At 68.8% G+C, this 14,137-nt stretch carries 13 protein-coding genes; 4 read left to right on the plus strand and 9 right to left on the minus strand.

From position 1 onward, the window contains the following. Positions 1-39 precede the first annotated feature (39 nt). The 4 genes from AC07XP_RS16195 to AC07XP_RS16210 form a co-directional block, all read right to left on the minus strand. Positions 40-1,734: an MFS transporter gene (locus tag AC07XP_RS16195; protein WP_062477354.1), complete on the minus strand. Its 1,695-nt coding sequence runs from the start codon at positions 1,732-1,734 to the stop codon at positions 40-42. Positions 1,735-1,947: 213 nt separating this feature from the next. Continuing rightward, positions 1,948-2,586, minus strand: a complete 639-nt coding sequence (locus tag AC07XP_RS16200) for a 2-hydroxychromene-2-carboxylate isomerase (protein ID WP_095746907.1) — start codon at positions 2,584-2,586, stop codon at positions 1,948-1,950. Beyond that, positions 2,583-2,852 (minus strand): DUF1289 domain-containing protein, encoded by a 270-nt coding sequence (locus AC07XP_RS16205; RefSeq protein ID WP_487850281.1) that lies wholly within the window; start codon positions 2,850-2,852, stop codon positions 2,583-2,585. Before AC07XP_RS16205 ends, AC07XP_RS16200 begins: the two co-directional genes overlap by 4 nt. Beyond that, positions 2,849-3,337 carry a YbaK/EbsC family protein gene (locus tag AC07XP_RS16210; protein WP_062477348.1) on the minus strand — a complete coding sequence of 163 codons (489 nt, stop codon included), beginning with the start codon at positions 3,335-3,337 and terminating at the stop codon, positions 2,849-2,851. Before AC07XP_RS16210 ends, AC07XP_RS16205 begins: the two co-directional genes overlap by 4 nt. 449 nt (positions 3,338-3,786) lie before the next feature. Here AC07XP_RS16210 and nirB point away from each other — a divergent pair, with 449 nt between their 5' ends. Genes nirB through AC07XP_RS16230 form a run of 4 tightly spaced genes read left to right on the plus strand, consistent with a single transcriptional unit; the run spans position 3,787 to position 9,306 of the window. Then, a complete protein-coding gene (nirB, locus tag AC07XP_RS16215) occupies positions 3,787-6,306 on the plus strand; it encodes a nitrite reductase large subunit NirB (RefSeq protein WP_495265248.1) in 2,520 nt (839 codons plus the stop codon). Between the two features lie 26 nt (positions 6,307-6,332). Continuing rightward, positions 6,333-6,674 (plus strand): nitrite reductase small subunit NirD, encoded by a 342-nt coding sequence (gene nirD / locus AC07XP_RS16220; protein WP_495265249.1) that lies wholly within the window; start codon positions 6,333-6,335, stop codon positions 6,672-6,674. 50 nt (positions 6,675-6,724) lie between these two features. Beyond that, the gene (locus AC07XP_RS16225; RefSeq protein WP_095746910.1) at positions 6,725-7,537 is read left to right on the plus strand and encodes a formate/nitrite transporter family protein; all 813 of its coding nucleotides are present in this window, start codon (positions 6,725-6,727) and stop codon (positions 7,535-7,537) included. Positions 7,538-7,554: 17 nt separating this feature from the next. Beyond that, a complete protein-coding gene (locus AC07XP_RS16230) occupies positions 7,555-9,306 on the plus strand; it encodes a bifunctional protein-serine/threonine kinase/phosphatase (RefSeq protein ID WP_495265250.1) in 1,752 nt (583 codons plus the stop codon). A 13-nt stretch (positions 9,307-9,319) separates the two neighbouring features. Here the strand turns inward: AC07XP_RS16230 and AC07XP_RS16235 are convergent, their stop codons facing one another. From AC07XP_RS16235 to AC07XP_RS16255, 5 genes are all read right to left on the minus strand, one after another. Beyond that, positions 9,320-10,240: a hydroxymethylglutaryl-CoA lyase gene (locus AC07XP_RS16235; protein WP_495265251.1), complete on the minus strand. Its 921-nt coding sequence runs from the start codon at positions 10,238-10,240 to the stop codon at positions 9,320-9,322. Between the two features lie 164 nt (positions 10,241-10,404). Next, the gene (locus tag AC07XP_RS16240; protein ID WP_095746913.1) at positions 10,405-10,701 is read right to left on the minus strand and encodes an acylphosphatase; all 297 of its coding nucleotides are present in this window, start codon (positions 10,699-10,701) and stop codon (positions 10,405-10,407) included. A gap of 10 nt (positions 10,702-10,711) precedes the next feature. After that, a complete protein-coding gene (locus tag AC07XP_RS16245; protein WP_495265252.1) occupies positions 10,712-11,881 on the minus strand; it encodes an acyl-CoA dehydrogenase family protein in 1,170 nt (389 codons plus the stop codon). Then, complete coding sequence (locus AC07XP_RS16250) at positions 11,878-13,119, minus strand: CaiB/BaiF CoA transferase family protein (protein ID WP_495265253.1); 1,242 nt, start codon at positions 13,117-13,119, stop codon at positions 11,878-11,880. Before AC07XP_RS16250 ends, AC07XP_RS16245 begins: the two co-directional genes overlap by 4 nt. Then, complete coding sequence (locus AC07XP_RS16255; RefSeq protein ID WP_495265254.1) at positions 13,116-14,129, minus strand: Bug family tripartite tricarboxylate transporter substrate binding protein; 1,014 nt, start codon at positions 14,127-14,129, stop codon at positions 13,116-13,118. Before AC07XP_RS16255 ends, AC07XP_RS16250 begins: the two co-directional genes overlap by 4 nt. Positions 14,130-14,137: the final 8 nt, after the last annotated feature.

Genomic DNA, 14,137 nt, shown 5'->3' on the forward strand with positions numbered 1-14,137 from the left:
GAGGGCAGCCGCCGCGCGGCCCCCTCCAGATGCCGCCGATCAGTCGTTGGCGTAGATGTCCACGTCCTTGGTCTCGCGGATGAACAGCGTGCCGATCACCAGCGTGATGCCCGCGATGATGATCGGGTACCACAGGCCGTTGTACATGTTGCCGGTCGAGGCCACGATGGCGAAGGCGGTGGTCGGCAGCAGGCCGCCGAACCAGCCGTTGCCGATGTGGTACGGCAGGCTCATCGAGGTGTAGCGGATGCGCGTGGGGAACATCTCGACCAGCATCGCGGCGATCGGGCCATAGACCATGGTCACCAGCAGCACCAGCCAGAACAGCAACACGATGGTCAGCACCTTGTTGATCTTGGCGGGGTCGGCCTTGGACGGGTAGCCGGCGACCTTCAGGTCTTCGGCCACGCCCTTCTTGAAGGCGGCGATGGCCTTGACGCTGGTCTCGTCGAACTTGGAGTTCGCGACCACGCCGGTGGGCGCCTCGACGGTCTTGTCGCCGATCTTCACGACGGCCGCGGAGCCAGGCGCGCCGGCCACGTTCTCGTAGCTCACCGAGTTCTGCACCAGGTAGCGCTTGGCGATGTCGCACGAGCTCTTGAAGTCGATCTCGCGGGCCACGGGGTTGCCCTGGAACGAGCAGGTCTTCGGGTCGGCCGTCACGGTGACGCCGGCCGTGGCCTGTGCACGGGCCAGGTCGGGGTTGGCGGCTTCGGTCAGCATCTTGAAGACCGGGAAGTAGGTGACCACGGCCAAGAGGCAGCCGGCCATGATGATCGGCTTGCGGCCGATCTTGTCGGACAGCGTGCCGAACACCACGAAGAAGGGCGTACCCAGCAGCAGCGCGGCGGCGATCATCAGGTTGGCCGTGGTCGCATCGACCTTGAGCTGCTGCGTCAGGAAGAACAGCGCATAGAACTGGCCCGAGTACCAGACCACGGCCTGGCCGGCCGTGAGGCCGATCAGCGCCAGGATCACGATCTTCAGGTTCTTCCACTGGCCGAAGGATTCGGCGAGCGGTGCCTTCGAGGTCTTGCCCTCGGCCTTCATCTTCTGGAAGGCCGGCGACTCCGACAGCGTCAGGCGGATCCACACCGAGATGGCCAGGAGCAGGATGGAGACCAGGAACGGAATGCGCCAGCCCCACTCGCCGAACGCCTGCTCACCGAGCCAGGTGCGCACGCCCAGGATCACAATCAGGCTCAGGAACAGGCCGAGCGTGGCCGTGGTCTGGATCCACGAGGTGTAGGCACCGCGCTTGCCGTGCGGCGAGTGCTCGGCCACGTAGGTGGCAGCACCGCCGTACTCGCCGCCGAGCGCCAGGCCCTGCAGCATGCGCAGCGCGATCAGGATCACCGGCGCCGCGACGCCGATGGTCGCGTAGCTGGGCAGCAGGCCGACGATGAAGGTCGACAGGCCCATGATCAGGATCGTCACCAGGAAGGTGTACTTGCGACCGATCATGTCGCCCAGGCGGCCGAACACGATGGCGCCGAACGGACGCACCAGGAAGCCGGCGGCGAACGCCAGCAGCGCGAAGATGAAGGCCGCGCCCGCATCCAGGCCGCTGAAGAACTGCTTCGCGATGATCGCGGCGAGCGAACCGTACAGATAGAAGTCGTACCACTCGAACACGGTGCCGAGCGAGGAGGCGAAGATGACCTTCTTCTCCTCCGCGGACATGGGCCGGGGGGCCGGATGCGGCACTCCCCTTGAATCTAGCGTGGCTGCCATCGTCGTCTCCTGGTGTGTATGTATGCGTCCATCGGTTCCCGGCATTCGGGACCGTGGGGCATTCTTGGAGGCGCGACTGACCCGAGGCTTTCGCGAAACTGAACGGGCGCTTACGGTTTAGGGTGAAACCCGCGCTGCTCGTTTCAGCTTGTAAGAAACAAGGACCCTGCGCGGGTTTGTCCTCAGTCCTTGCTGCGAAGCAGCAAAAAAGCCTCAGCTCTTGCGCAGCAACGAGGGCCGCTGGTCGGCGCCGGTCCATTGCGGACCGTCGAACCAGGCATCGCCCTGCAGGTAGGCGCGCAGCATCGCCAGACCGTCGAAGCCCCAGAACAGGCGCCCGTCGACCACGTAGCACGGCACGCCGAACACGCCCTGCGCCACGGCCTCGTCGGTGTTGCGCTTGAGCAGGGCCTTGTTGTCGTCGCCGTTCACGTCGCGCTTCGGTTGCAGCTGCGCGGTGAGCGCAGCCAGCCGCGTGGCATCGCCCGCCTCTTCGCCGCCGCGCCACACATGGCGAAAGAGGGTCTCGGCCGCGAGGCGGCTGATGCTGCCGTCGTCGCCCGTGGCCACCGCCAGGCGCAGGTGCGGCAGCGGGTTGTAGGGGTGCGAGGCCGGCATCTCGATGGGGATGCCGTGCGCCTGGCCCAGCCACAGCACGTGGCGGTAGGTCCAGCTGCGCTTGGAAGGAATCTCGGCCGGCCCGAGCTGGCCGTGGTGCTTGAGCAGCGCACCCAGCAGCACCGGCTTGTAGGCCACGCTCACGCTCAGGCCTTCAAGCGCCTCGGGCAGGTGCTCGAACGCCAGGTGCGCGTAGGGCGAGATGAAATCGAGATAGAAGTCGATGTGCTTCATGCGTCGTGGTCTCCTGTGGTGGGTTCGGGCACGCGCCAGATGCCGGCCTGGGCCCGCAGTTCGATCGCGCGCCACACCTGGCGGCGGCTGTCGTCTTCCATCTTGCTCCAGCCGGCGATCTCGGGGATGGTGCGGAGGCACCCTTCGCAGAAGCCGCTCAGGCGGTCCATGCGGCACACCGACGAGCACGGCGAGGGCACCTCGCCCGCCATGCGCTGCACGGTCCCGGCGCGCTCGGCGAGCGCATGCGCTTCGTCGAAGTTCACACCACGTCGGCCACCGGCGCGCCGGTGAGCTTCTCGAGATCGGTCGGGTGCAGCTGGAACACGGCGTGCGGGTGACCCGCGGCGGCCCAGATCTCCTCGAAGCGGAACAGCTCGCGGTCGATCAGCACCACGGGCTTGGTCACATGGCCCACCGGCGACACGCCACCGATGGTGAAGCCGGTGCGCGCCTTCACGAAGTCGGCGTCGGCGCGGCCGGTCTTGCCGACGATGGCATCGACCTTCTTCTCGTCGACGCGCTTGTCGCCCGAGGTGATGACCAGCACCGCCGCCTCGTCGCTCTTGCGGCGGAAGATGATGCTCTTGGCGATCTGCCCGACCGAGATGCCCAGCGCGTCGGCGGCCTGCTGCGCGGTGCGGCAGGCGTCGTCGAGCATGCGGGGCGCATGGGGATGGCCGGCGTCCTGCAGCACGCGGGAGACGCGCTGGACACCTTCAGGGAGGGAATGGAGTTCGGAGCCGCACATGGCAAGTTCTTCGAGGTTCGTGGGGGCGTTCGCCCTGCGTTGCAAGGCCCCGAGCATACGGAAAAGCCCCGCGCACCGGCGCCGCCGCCCCCATCCGCCCTTCAACCCCGGCGCACCAATGCGGAGAGCGCCGGCGCACGACGCCCGTGCGCGGCGCGCCGGCGCCGGTCCGCTTTCGGTGCGCCACCGGCCGATGAGGCCCGCCGCACGGGCTTTTGAGCGCGGCACGCTTATTGCTGAACAGGGTTGCGACCCACCGGCTTCTGCGGCGGGTTCGCAGTGCCTCCGCTAACGACGGCGGGGTTCAAGCGCACCGATGGCCGCCCGCCGCCGGTTCGTCTGCTCCAACCCATTTCGCATCCGTTCCGTCGCGGGGGCCCCAACGACGCTGTCTGTTCGACAGCGGCTGAGGGGGCGCCTTCCAGGGCCGGTTGCGTGCAGGACCCCCAATGAAGATCGCAGTCATCGGCCACGGCATGGTCGGCCACAAGTTCCTCGAGCAACTCCACACGCTCGGCATTCCCGACGCACAGGTCACCGTGCTGTGCGAAGAGCCACGCCCGGCCTACGACCGGGTGCACCTGTCCGAATACTTCTCCGGCAAGACGGCCGACGACCTGTCGCTGGTCGAGCCCGGCTTCTTCGAGCGCAGCGGCTTCACGCTGCGCCTGGCCGCGCGGGCCGTGGCCGTCGAGCGGCGCAACAACACCGTCACCACGGCCGACGGCGAGGTCATCGCCTACGACAAGCTGGTGCTGGCCACCGGCTCCAACCCCTTCGTGCCGGCCGTGCCGGGCCGCGACCGGCCGAACTGCTTTGTCTACCGCACCATCGAGGACCTGGACGCCATGAAGGCCTGCGGCGCCAAGTCGCGCAGCGGCGTGGTGGTGGGCGGCGGCCTGCTGGGCCTGGAATGCGCCAAGGCGCTGCGCGACATGGGCCTGGAAACGCACGTGGTCGAGTTCGCGCCGCGCCTGATGGCGGTGCAAGTCGACGAAGGCGGCGGCCGTGCATTGCGCGGCAGCATCGAGGCGCTGGGCCTGCACGTGCACACCGGGCGCAACACGGTGGAGATCGTCGACGGCGCGAGCGCGCGGCACCGCATGGTGTTCGCCGACGGCACGCACCTGGAGACCGACATGATCGTGTTCTCCGCCGGCATCCGCCCGCGCGACGAACTCGCACGCCAGAGCCTGCTGGCCGTGGGCCCGCGCGGCGGCGTGGCGATCGACAGCCACTGCCGCACCAGCGACCGCAACGTCTACGCCATCGGCGAATGCGCGGCGTGGAACGAACAGACCTTCGGCCTCGTCGCGCCGGGCTACGACATGGCGCGCGTGGCCGCCCGCCACATCGCCGGCCAGGACGACGCGGCCTTCACCGGCGCCGACCTGAGCACCAAGCTCAAGCTGATGGGCGTCGACGTGGCCAGCATCGGCGACGCGCACGGCAAGACGCCGAAGTCGCGCGCCTACCAGTACATCGACGAGCGCAAGCAGGTCTACAAGAAGATCGTGGTGAGCGAAGACGGCAAGCAGCTCTTGGGCGCGGTGCTGGTCGGCGACGCCAGCGAGTACGGCACGCTGCTGCAGCTGGCGCTCAACGGCATCGCGCTACCCGACGAGCCCGAGTTCCTGATCCTGCCGTCCAGCGACGGCAAGGCCAAGCCGGGCCTGGGCGTCGAGGCCCTGCCCGACAGCGCGCAGATCTGCTCCTGCAACAGCGTCACCAAGGGCCAGATCTGCGAGGCCGTGGGCCAGGGCGTGTGCACGCCCGCCGAGATGAAGGCCTGCACCCAGGCCGGCGCCACCTGCGGCGGCTGCGTGCCGCTGGTCACGCAGGTCATGAAGATGGAAATGGCCAAGCGCGGCATGGCCGTGAACAACCACCTGTGCGAGCACTTCCCCTACTCGCGCCAGGAGCTGTACCACCTCATCCGCGTGGGCGAGATCCGCAGCTTCGCCGACCTGCTGTCCAAGCACGGCAAGGGCCTGGGCTGCGACATCTGCAAGCCGACCGCCGCGAGCATCTTCGCCTCGTGCTGGAACGAGTTCGTGCTCAAGAAAGACCTGGCCGGCCTGCAGGACAGCAACGACTACTTCCTGGGCAACATCCAGAAGGACGGCACCTACTCCGTGGTGCCGCGCATGCCCGGCGGCGAGGTCACGCCCGAGGGCCTGATCGCCGTGGGCCAGGTCGCGAAGAAGTACGGCCTGTACACCAAGATCACCGGCGGTGCGCGCGTGGACATGTTCGGTGCGCGCGTCGAGCAGCTGCCGGCCATCTGGGAAGAACTAATCGCCGCCGGCTTCGAGTCGGGCCATGCCTACGGCAAGTCGCTGCGCACGGTGAAGAGCTGCGTGGGCTCCACCTGGTGCCGCTACGGCGTGGACGACAGCGTCGGCCTGGCCGTGGAACTGGAGAACCGCTACAAGGGCCTGCGCGCGCCGCACAAGATCAAGTTCGGCGTGTCGGGCTGCACCCGCGAATGCGCCGAGGCGCAGGGCAAGGACGTCGGCATCATCGCCACCGACAAGGGCTGGAACCTCTATGTGTGCGGCAACGGCGGCATGAAGCCGCGCCATGCCGAGCTGCTGGCGAGCGACCTGAGCAAGGCCGACCTCATCCGCATGATCGACCGCTTCCTGATGTTCTACGTGCGCACGGCCGACCGCCTGCAGCGCACCAGCACCTGGCGCGAGAACCTCGAGGGCGGCCTCGACTACCTCAAGGGCGTGCTGCTGCAGGACACGCTGGGCCTGGGCGCCGAGCTCGAGGCGCAGATGCAGCACGTGGTCGACACATACCAGTGCGAATGGAAGACCGCGGTGAACGACCCCGCCACGCGCCAGCGCTTCCGCTCCTTCGTGAACAGCGAGAAGCCCGACGAGCACATCGTCTTCGTGCAGGAGCGCGGCCAGAACCGTCCCGCACGCCCCGAAGAGCGCCGCGAAACCAGCGAAGCCTGAGCGACCCACAAGGAAGAAAACCCACCATGACCACAGACACCCAGACCTGGACCGCCGTGTGCGCCGCCGGCGACATCCTCCCCGACACCGGCGTGTGCGCGCTGGTCGACGGCGTGCATGTCGCGATCTTCCGCGTCGGCCAGGGGCCGTCGCTCTTCGCCATCGACAACGTCGACCCGAAGGCCGGCGCCAGCGTGCTCTCGCGCGGGCTGGTCGGCAGCCTGGGCGAGCGCATCGTCGTGGCCTCGCCGCTCTACAAGAACCACTTCGACCTGCGCAGCGGCGAATGCCTGGAGGCGCCCGAGCACTCGGTGCGCGCGCATGCGGTGCGCGTCGAGGACGGCCGCGTGCTCGTCGCGCTCGCCTGACGCCGCTTCGCCCTCTTCCGTTTTTTTCAGCCTCTCTCCAAGGACCCCGAATGGCCTACCTCGCCCCTGCCGAATTCGTGACCAAGATGGTCGACGCCGGTGAATCCAAGCTGCTGATGTCCACGCGCGACACGCTGATCCGCTCGTACATGGCCGGCGCCATCCTCGCGCTGGCCGCGGCCTTCGCCGTGAGCATCACCGTGAACACCGGCAATGCGCTGGTCGGCGCCATGCTGTTCCCGGTCGGTTTCATCATGCTGTACCTGCTGGGCTTCGACCTGCTCACGGGCGTCTTCACGCTGGCGCCGCTGGCCGTGCTCGACAAGCGCCCCGGCGCCACCTGGGGCGGCGTGATGCGCAACTGGAGCCTGGTGTTCGTCGGCAACTTCGCCGGCGCGCTCACCGTCGCGGTGTTCATGGCGATCATCTTCACCTTCGGCTTCAGCGAGGCGCCCAACGCCATCGGCGAGAAGCTCGGCCACATCGGCGAAGGCCGCACCGTCGGCTATGCGGCGCACGGCGCGGCCGGCATGCTCACGCTGTTCATTCGCGGCGTGATGTGCAACTGGATGGTCTCGACCGGCGTGGTCGCGGCCATGATGTCGACCACCGTGTCGGGCAAGGCCATCGGCATGTGGATGCCCGTGATGGTCTTCTTCTACATGGGCTTCGAGCACTCGATCGTCAACATGTTCCTGTTCCCCGCCGGCCTCATGCTGGGCGGCAAGTTCACCTTCATGGACTACCTGATCTGGAACGAACTGCCCACCGTGGTCGGCAACCTCGTCGGCGGCCTGACCTTCGTGGGCCTCACGCTGTACGCCACGCACTACAAGACGGCGGCCAAGCGCGTCGCCGGCTGAGCCACCGCATCGTTCGCATGCCCGCGCCGCCGCGCAAGCAGCTGCGCGTGACGCTCGGCCAGCATTCGCTGGCGGGGCTTCACGCGCCGGTCAACCAGGACTTCCACGGCGCCATGCTGCCCGAGGGCGCGCTGCTTCTTTCCAAGGGCATCGCCGTGGCGCTGGCCGACGGCATCGGCTCCAGCCGCGTGAGCCAGGTGGCGAGCGCGGCCGCCGTGCGCGGCTTTCTCGACGACTACTACGCGACCTCCGACACCTGGTCGGTGCAGCGCGCGGCGCAGCGCGTGCTGGGCGCCACCAACGCCTGGCTGCATGCGCAGACGATGCGCAGCGACGCGCGCTTCGACAAGGACAGCGGCTACGTCTGCACCTTCAGCGCGCTGATCCTCAAGGGCCGTGACGCGCACCTGCTGCACGTGGGCGACGCGCGCATCCACCGGCTGCATGCCGGCGCGCTCGAACAGCTCACCGAGGACCACCGCGTGCGCGTGTCGTCGGCCGAGTCGTACCTCGGGCGCGCGCTGGGCGCGGGCACCCATGTCGAAATCGACCATCGCTGCTGGCAAGCCGAGGTCGGCGAGGTCTACCTGCTGGCCACCGACGGCGCCTACACGCACCTGGACGCCGCCGCCGTGCACGAGGCGCTGGCGCTGCACGCAGACGACTTCGACGAAGCAGCGCGCTGGCTCGCAGAGGCTGCGCGCACGCGAGGCAGCACCGACGACATCACCGTGCAGCTGCTGCGCATCGACGAGCTGCCCGACGCCGCCGCGCCGCCCGCGCAGTTGCAGCGCGAAGGCCTGGCGATGCCGCCGGCGCTGGCGCCGCGGGCCCGCTTCGAGGGCTTCAGCCTCGTGCGCGAGCTGCACATGAGCGCGCGCAGCCACGTCTACCTGGCCACCGACGACGCCACCGGCCAGCCCGCCGTGCTGAAACTGCCGTCGGTCGACCTGCGCGACGACCCCGGCTACCTCGACCGCTTCGTGCTCGAGGAGTGGGTGGCGCGGCGCATCGACAGCCCGCACGTGCTCAAGGCCAGCGCCGTCGAGCGCCCCCGCGCGCACCTGTACGTGGCCATGGAGTACGTCGACGGCCACACGCTCGCGCAGTGGATGGTCGACCACCCCCGGCCCGACCTGGACAGCGTGCGCGGCATCGTCGCGCAGCTGGCGCGCGGGCTGCAGGCGCTGCACGGCAAGGAGATGCTGCACCAGGACCTGCGGCCCGAGAACGTGATGATCGACCGCACCGGCACCGTGAAGATCATCGACCTGGCCGCGACCCACGTGGCCGGCCTGGCCGACGGCAGCGGCGAGGCCCGCGCGCTCGCCATCGAAGGCACGCTGCAGTACACCGCGCCCGAGTACTTCACCGGCCACGGCGGCAGCGCGCGCTCCGACCTGTTCTCGCTGGCCGCGATCGTCTACCAGATGCTGTGCGGGCAGCTGCCCTACGGCCTGCAGGTGTCGCGCATCCGCACGCAAGCCGATGTGGGGCGCCTGCGCTATGTGCCCGTGCGCCACCTGCGGCCCGAGCTGCCCGCGTGGGTCGATGCCGTGCTGCAGAAGGCGCTGCACCCGCAGGCCGCGAAGCGGCAGCAGGCGGTGTCGGAGTTCGCGCACGACCTGCGCGCGCCGGGCCCGGAGTTCTGGAGTGCGCGGATGCCGCCGCTGATCGAGCGCCGCCCGGTGCTCTTCTGGCAGTGCACCACCGTGCTGCTGGCCGCGGCGGTGGTGGTGCTGCTGGGGCTGCGCGCCTTCGGGCGCTGAGAGGAAAGAAGGCTCAGCCGGCCCGCTTGGTGCGGATCGCCTTCGAGGCGCGCGAGTTCGGCTCGCGGCCCAGCGCTTCGCTGATGTACACGCCCGCGTCGATGAGCTTGTCCAGGTCGATGCCGGTGGCGATGCCCATGCCGTGCAGCATGTAGACCACGTCTTCGGTCGCCACGTTGCCCGTCGCGCCCTTGGCGTAGGGGCAGCCGCCCAGGCCGGCCGAGGACGACTGGAAGTTCCACACGCCCAGCTCGAGCGCCGCCAGCGTGTTGACCAGCGCCTGCCCGTAGGTGTCGTGGAAGTGGCCGGAGATGGCGTCGACACCGAAGTGCGCCAGCGTGGCCTCCATGGCCGCCTGCACCTTGCGCGGCGTGCCCACGCCGATGGTGTCGGCCACGTCCACGCGCTGCACGCCGATGCCCTTCATCAGTTGCGCGAGGTAGCCGACCTTGGCCGGCGCGATCTCGCCTTCGTAGGGGCAGCCCACGGTGCACGACATCGCGCCGCGCACGGCGATACCCTTGGCGCGCGCCGCTTCGACCACGGGTGCGAAGCGCTCGATGCTCTCGGCGATCGAGCAGTTGATGTTCTTCTGGCTGAAGGCCTCGCTCGCGGCGCCGAACACCACGATCTCGTCGGGCCACTCTTCGCGCGGCGCGGCAATGGCGGCCTCGAAGCCCTTCATGTTGGGCGTGAGCACCGAGTAGAGAACGCCCGGCTTGCGCGTGATGCCGTGCATCACTTCGGCGTTGTCGGCCATCTGCGGCACCCACTTGGGCGAGACGAAGCTGGTGACCTCGATCTCTTTCAGGCCGGCGTCCTGCAGGCGGTGCACGAGGCCGATCTTGACTTCGGCGGAGACGGGTTGCTTTTCGTTCTGGAGGCCGTCGCGCGGACCGACGTCGACGAACTTGACCTGGGCGGGGAGTTTCATGGGATGTCTCTGGTGTCGCTGTCGCGGGAGGGTGATGAAAAACCGGCTTCGATTGTCCGACACATGGGCTTGCGCTGCTTGGTACACAAGTCGCGGAAGGTAGCAATGCGCGCCTGTGGGGTTGCAAATGGTGCCAACCGGTCGGCCCCGCAGGAAAACAGCCGCTAGACGGTCTCGCGCTGCGCGAAGCCGTCGGGCAGATCGCTCGTGGCGTCGGCCTCGGTCACATCGACCGCCGCCACGCGCGCACCGGCCGGCCCCTGGCGCGCCCAGTGCACCAGCGCCTCGACCGCATCGGCCTCGCCGGCCACGAGCGCTTCGACCTTGCCGTCGCGCCGGTTGCGCACCCAGCCGCGCACGCCGAGCCGCTGCGCGGCCTGCACCATCGACCAGCGATAGCCCACGCCCTGCACGAGGCCGTGGACGACGAGATGGCGGGTGATGGTGGCGTGGGCATTCATGGAAAGTGGGTCAGTACGACTTCGGCAGCCCCAGTGCCTTTTCGGCGATGAAGTTCAGGATCATCTGCGGGCTGACCGGCGCGATGCGCGGGATGTAGCTCTCGCGCAGCAGGCGCTCGACATGGTATTCCTTCGCGTAACCCATGCCGCCGAGCGTGAGCACGGCGTTCTGGCAGGCGTCGTGCGCCGCCTCGGCCGCGAGGTACTTGGCGGCGTTGGCCTCGATGCCGCAGGGCTCGCCCGCGTCGTACAGCGTGGCGGCCTTGAGCATCATCAGGTCGGCCGCCTCCAGGTTGGCCCAGGCGCGCGCGAGCGGATGCGCCACGCCCTGGTTCTGGCCGATGGGCCGGCCGAACACGACGCGCTCCTGCGCGTACTGCGAAGCGATGCGCAGCGCGGCGCGGCCGATGCCGATGGCTTCGGCCGCGATCAATATGCGCTCGGGATTCAGCCCGTGCAGGATGTATTCGAACCCGCGCCCTTCCTCGCCGATGCGGTCTTCTTCCGGCACGTTGAGGCCGTCGATGAAGAGCATGTTCGAGTCGACCGCCGCGCGCCCGAGCTTGTGGATCTCGCGCACCTCGACCTTGCTGCGGTCCAGCGCCGTGTAGAACAGCGTGAGTCCCTGCGTGGGCTTCTTCACCTGGTCGATGGGCGTGGTGCGCGTGAGGATCAGCATGCGGTCGGCCACCTGCGCGGTCGATATCCAGATCTTGCGGCCGTGCAGCAGGTAGCTGCCGCCCGGCTGGCGCACCGCCTGTGTCTTGAGGCTCGTGGTGTCGAGCCCCGCGTCGGGTTCGGTCACGGCGAAGCAGGCCTTCTCGGTGCCCGCGATCAACGGCGGCAAAAAGCGCACGCGCTGCGCCTCGGTGCCGAACACCACCACCGGGTTGAGCCCGAAGATGTTCATGTGCACCGACGACGCGCCCGACATGCCTGCGCCCGATGCGCTGATGGCGCGCATCATCAGCGCCGCCTCGGTGATGCCCAACCCCGCGCCGCCCTGCGCCTCGGGCATCGCGATGCCGAGCCAGCCGCTTTCCGCGACGGCGCGGTGGAACTCGTGCGGGAACGCGGCGCGCTCGTCGTGGTCGCGCCAGTAGTCGATGGGGAAGTCTTCGCAGAGGCGCTCGATGGCCGCGACCAGCGAGCGCTGGTCTTCGTTCAGGGAGAAATTCATTCGCTGTCGTCTTTCGCAGGTTCCGGTTGCAGGGTGACGCCGCGCGCGAGCATGCGGTCGATGTCGTCGTCCGCGTAGCCCGCTTCGCGCAGCAGCTCCACGCTCTGCTCGCCGATGCGCGGTGCGGGGCGGCGGATCGATGCGGGCGTGGCGCTGTAGCGCCCCACCGGCGCGAGCGTGCGGATGCGGCCTTCGCTCGGGTGATCGAATTCGGGAAAGAAATCGACCGCGCGCAGGTGCGGGTCGTCGAGCAGGCTCTCGGTGCTGTGCAGGCGCGCGACCGGAATGTCGGCCGCTTCCAGCACCGCCATCCATTCGTCGCTGCCGCGCGTGGCCATCACCTCGGCGACGAACGCGTAGACCGCGCCGATGTTCGCGGCGCGCGCCGTGTGCGTGCCGAACATCGGCGAAGTGCGCAGCTCGGGCCGGCCGATCACGTCGAAGAAGGCCTGCCAGTGCTTGTCGTTGTAGATGAGCACGCTGAGATGGCCGTCCGCCGTTGCATAGGGCTTGCGGTGCGGTGCGAGCAGGCGCGCGTAGCCGGTAGGACCGAGCGGCGGCTCGAAGCTGTGGCCGCCGAGGTGATCGCCCATCACGAATTGCGAGAGCGCCTCGAACATCGGCACTTCCACCGCCTGGCCCTTGCCGGTGCGTTGTGCGCTCAGCACGGCGGCAAGCAGCGCGATGGCCGCCTGCAGGCCCACGGCGCGGTCAGCCAGCGTGACGGGCGCGTAGCGCGGCGCATCGCCGCTCTGCTGCGCGAAGAGCGAGGCGACGCCTGCTGCGCCCTGGATCAGGTCGTCGTACGCGGGTTTGCCGGCGTACGGGCCTTCTTCGCCGTAGCCGAACGCGCCGAGATAAACGATCTTCGGATTGACCGCCGCCACGGCGTCGTAGCCGAGCCCGAGGCGCGCCATCGCCTGCGGCCGCGTGTTGTAGATGAGCGCATCGCAACCCGCTGCGAGCCGGAGGCACGCCTCGCGGCCCTCGGGTTGCTTCAGGTCCAGCACGATCGAGCGCTTGTTGCGGTTCAGGTGCATCGCCATCGCGCCCATGCCCGCGTGGCGCATCGGCCCGACCGCGCGCAGGTTGTCGCCCGAAGGCGGCTCGACCTTGATGACGTCGGCGCCGAGGTCGCCGAGCGTCTGCGTGGCGTACGGCCCCATCACCACGGCCGTGAGGTCGAGGATGCGGATGCCCTGGAGCGGGCCGGCGGCGGAGGTGTCGTGCGAACTCATTCGGGTTGAATGCCCGCGGCCTGGATCAGCTTCTTCCACTTCGCGAGTTCGGACACGGTGAACGCACCCAGTTCTTCCGGCGTGCTGCCGAACGCATCGAAGCCCAGCTTGCTCACCCGCTCGCGGAACACCGCGCCGTTCGCCATGTCCGACAGCGCCTTGTTCAGCTTCAGCACGATGTCGCGCGGCGTGCCGGCCGGCGCGAACACGCCGTTCCACGACGTGATGTCGAAGCCTTTCAGCTCGGGCGTGTCGGCCAGCGGCGGCAGTTCGGGAAAGAGCTTGGTGCGCTCCTGCGTGGTGACCGCAATCGCGCGCATCTTGCCAGCCTTCACCGTGGCGAGCCCCGCGGCAAGGTCGACCACCATCATCGACACCTGCCCGCCGATCAGGTCGGCAATCGCGGGCGGCGTGCTCTTGTAGGGCACGTGCAGCATCGGCACGCCGCTCATGCGCGAGAGCGTGGCGCCGCTCACGATGCCGGTGCTATTGCCGCTCGCATAGGTCAGCTTGCCGGGGTTCGCGCGGCCCCAGGCCAGCAGCTCGGCCACGGTCTTCACCGGCAGGTCATTGTTGACCACCAGCATGAACGGCAGGTTGCCCATGCGGCTCACCGGCGCGAAGTCCTTCACCGGGTCGTAGGGCAGGTGCTTCATCAGGCTCGGGTTGGCCGAGTGCGTGGTGTTGGTGGTCATGAAGAGCGTGTAGCCGTCGGGCGGCGCCTTGGCCACCGCCTCCGCACCGATCACGCCGTTGGCGCCCGCCTTGTTGTCGACGATGACCGAGCCCTTCAGCGCCTCGCCCAGCATCTGGCCGGTGATGCGCGCGACCGCGTCGGTGCCGCTGCCGGCCGCGAAAGGCACGACCAGCCGGATCGGCAGCTTCGGGTAGCCGCCGTCCTGCGCGAAGGCCCAGGGCACGGCGCCCGCGAGCCCCGCCGCGGCGCCGATGGAAATGAAACGGCGGCGGCTTTCCACCGCGACTGTTTCTGTCGCGTTCTTCGTCTGCATGGTTTTGT

It is taken from the genome of Variovorax sp. GW531-E2, from assembly GCF_059423125.1.

What these genes read in the sequence shown, in the direction of transcription:
- AC07XP_RS16195 (WP_062477354.1), bottom strand. Translation starts at nt 1,734, where the DNA reads ATGGCAGCCACGCTAGATTCAAGGGGAGTGCCGCATCCGGCCCCCCGG.
- AC07XP_RS16200 (WP_095746907.1), bottom strand. Translation starts at nt 2,586, where the DNA reads ATGAAGCACATCGACTTCTATCTCGATTTCATCTCGCCCTACGCGCAC.
- AC07XP_RS16210 (WP_062477348.1), bottom strand. Translation starts at nt 3,337, where the DNA reads ATGTGCGGCTCCGAACTCCATTCCCTCCCTGAAGGTGTCCAGCGCGTC.
- nirB (WP_495265248.1), top strand. Translation starts at nt 3,787, where the DNA reads ATGAAGATCGCAGTCATCGGCCACGGCATGGTCGGCCACAAGTTCCTC.
- nirD (WP_495265249.1), top strand. Translation starts at nt 6,333, where the DNA reads ATGACCACAGACACCCAGACCTGGACCGCCGTGTGCGCCGCCGGCGAC.
- AC07XP_RS16225 (WP_095746910.1), top strand. Translation starts at nt 6,725, where the DNA reads ATGGCCTACCTCGCCCCTGCCGAATTCGTGACCAAGATGGTCGACGCC.
- AC07XP_RS16230 (WP_495265250.1), top strand. Translation starts at nt 7,555, where the DNA reads ATGCCCGCGCCGCCGCGCAAGCAGCTGCGCGTGACGCTCGGCCAGCAT.
- AC07XP_RS16235 (WP_495265251.1), bottom strand. Translation starts at nt 10,240, where the DNA reads ATGAAACTCCCCGCCCAGGTCAAGTTCGTCGACGTCGGTCCGCGCGAC.
- AC07XP_RS16240 (WP_095746913.1), bottom strand. Translation starts at nt 10,701, where the DNA reads ATGAATGCCCACGCCACCATCACCCGCCATCTCGTCGTCCACGGCCTC.
- AC07XP_RS16245 (WP_495265252.1), bottom strand. Translation starts at nt 11,881, where the DNA reads ATGAATTTCTCCCTGAACGAAGACCAGCGCTCGCTGGTCGCGGCCATC.
- AC07XP_RS16250 (WP_495265253.1), bottom strand. Translation starts at nt 13,119, where the DNA reads ATGAGTTCGCACGACACCTCCGCCGCCGGCCCGCTCCAGGGCATCCGC.
- AC07XP_RS16255 (WP_495265254.1), bottom strand. Translation starts at nt 14,129, where the DNA reads ATGCAGACGAAGAACGCGACAGAAACAGTCGCGGTGGAAAGCCGCCGC.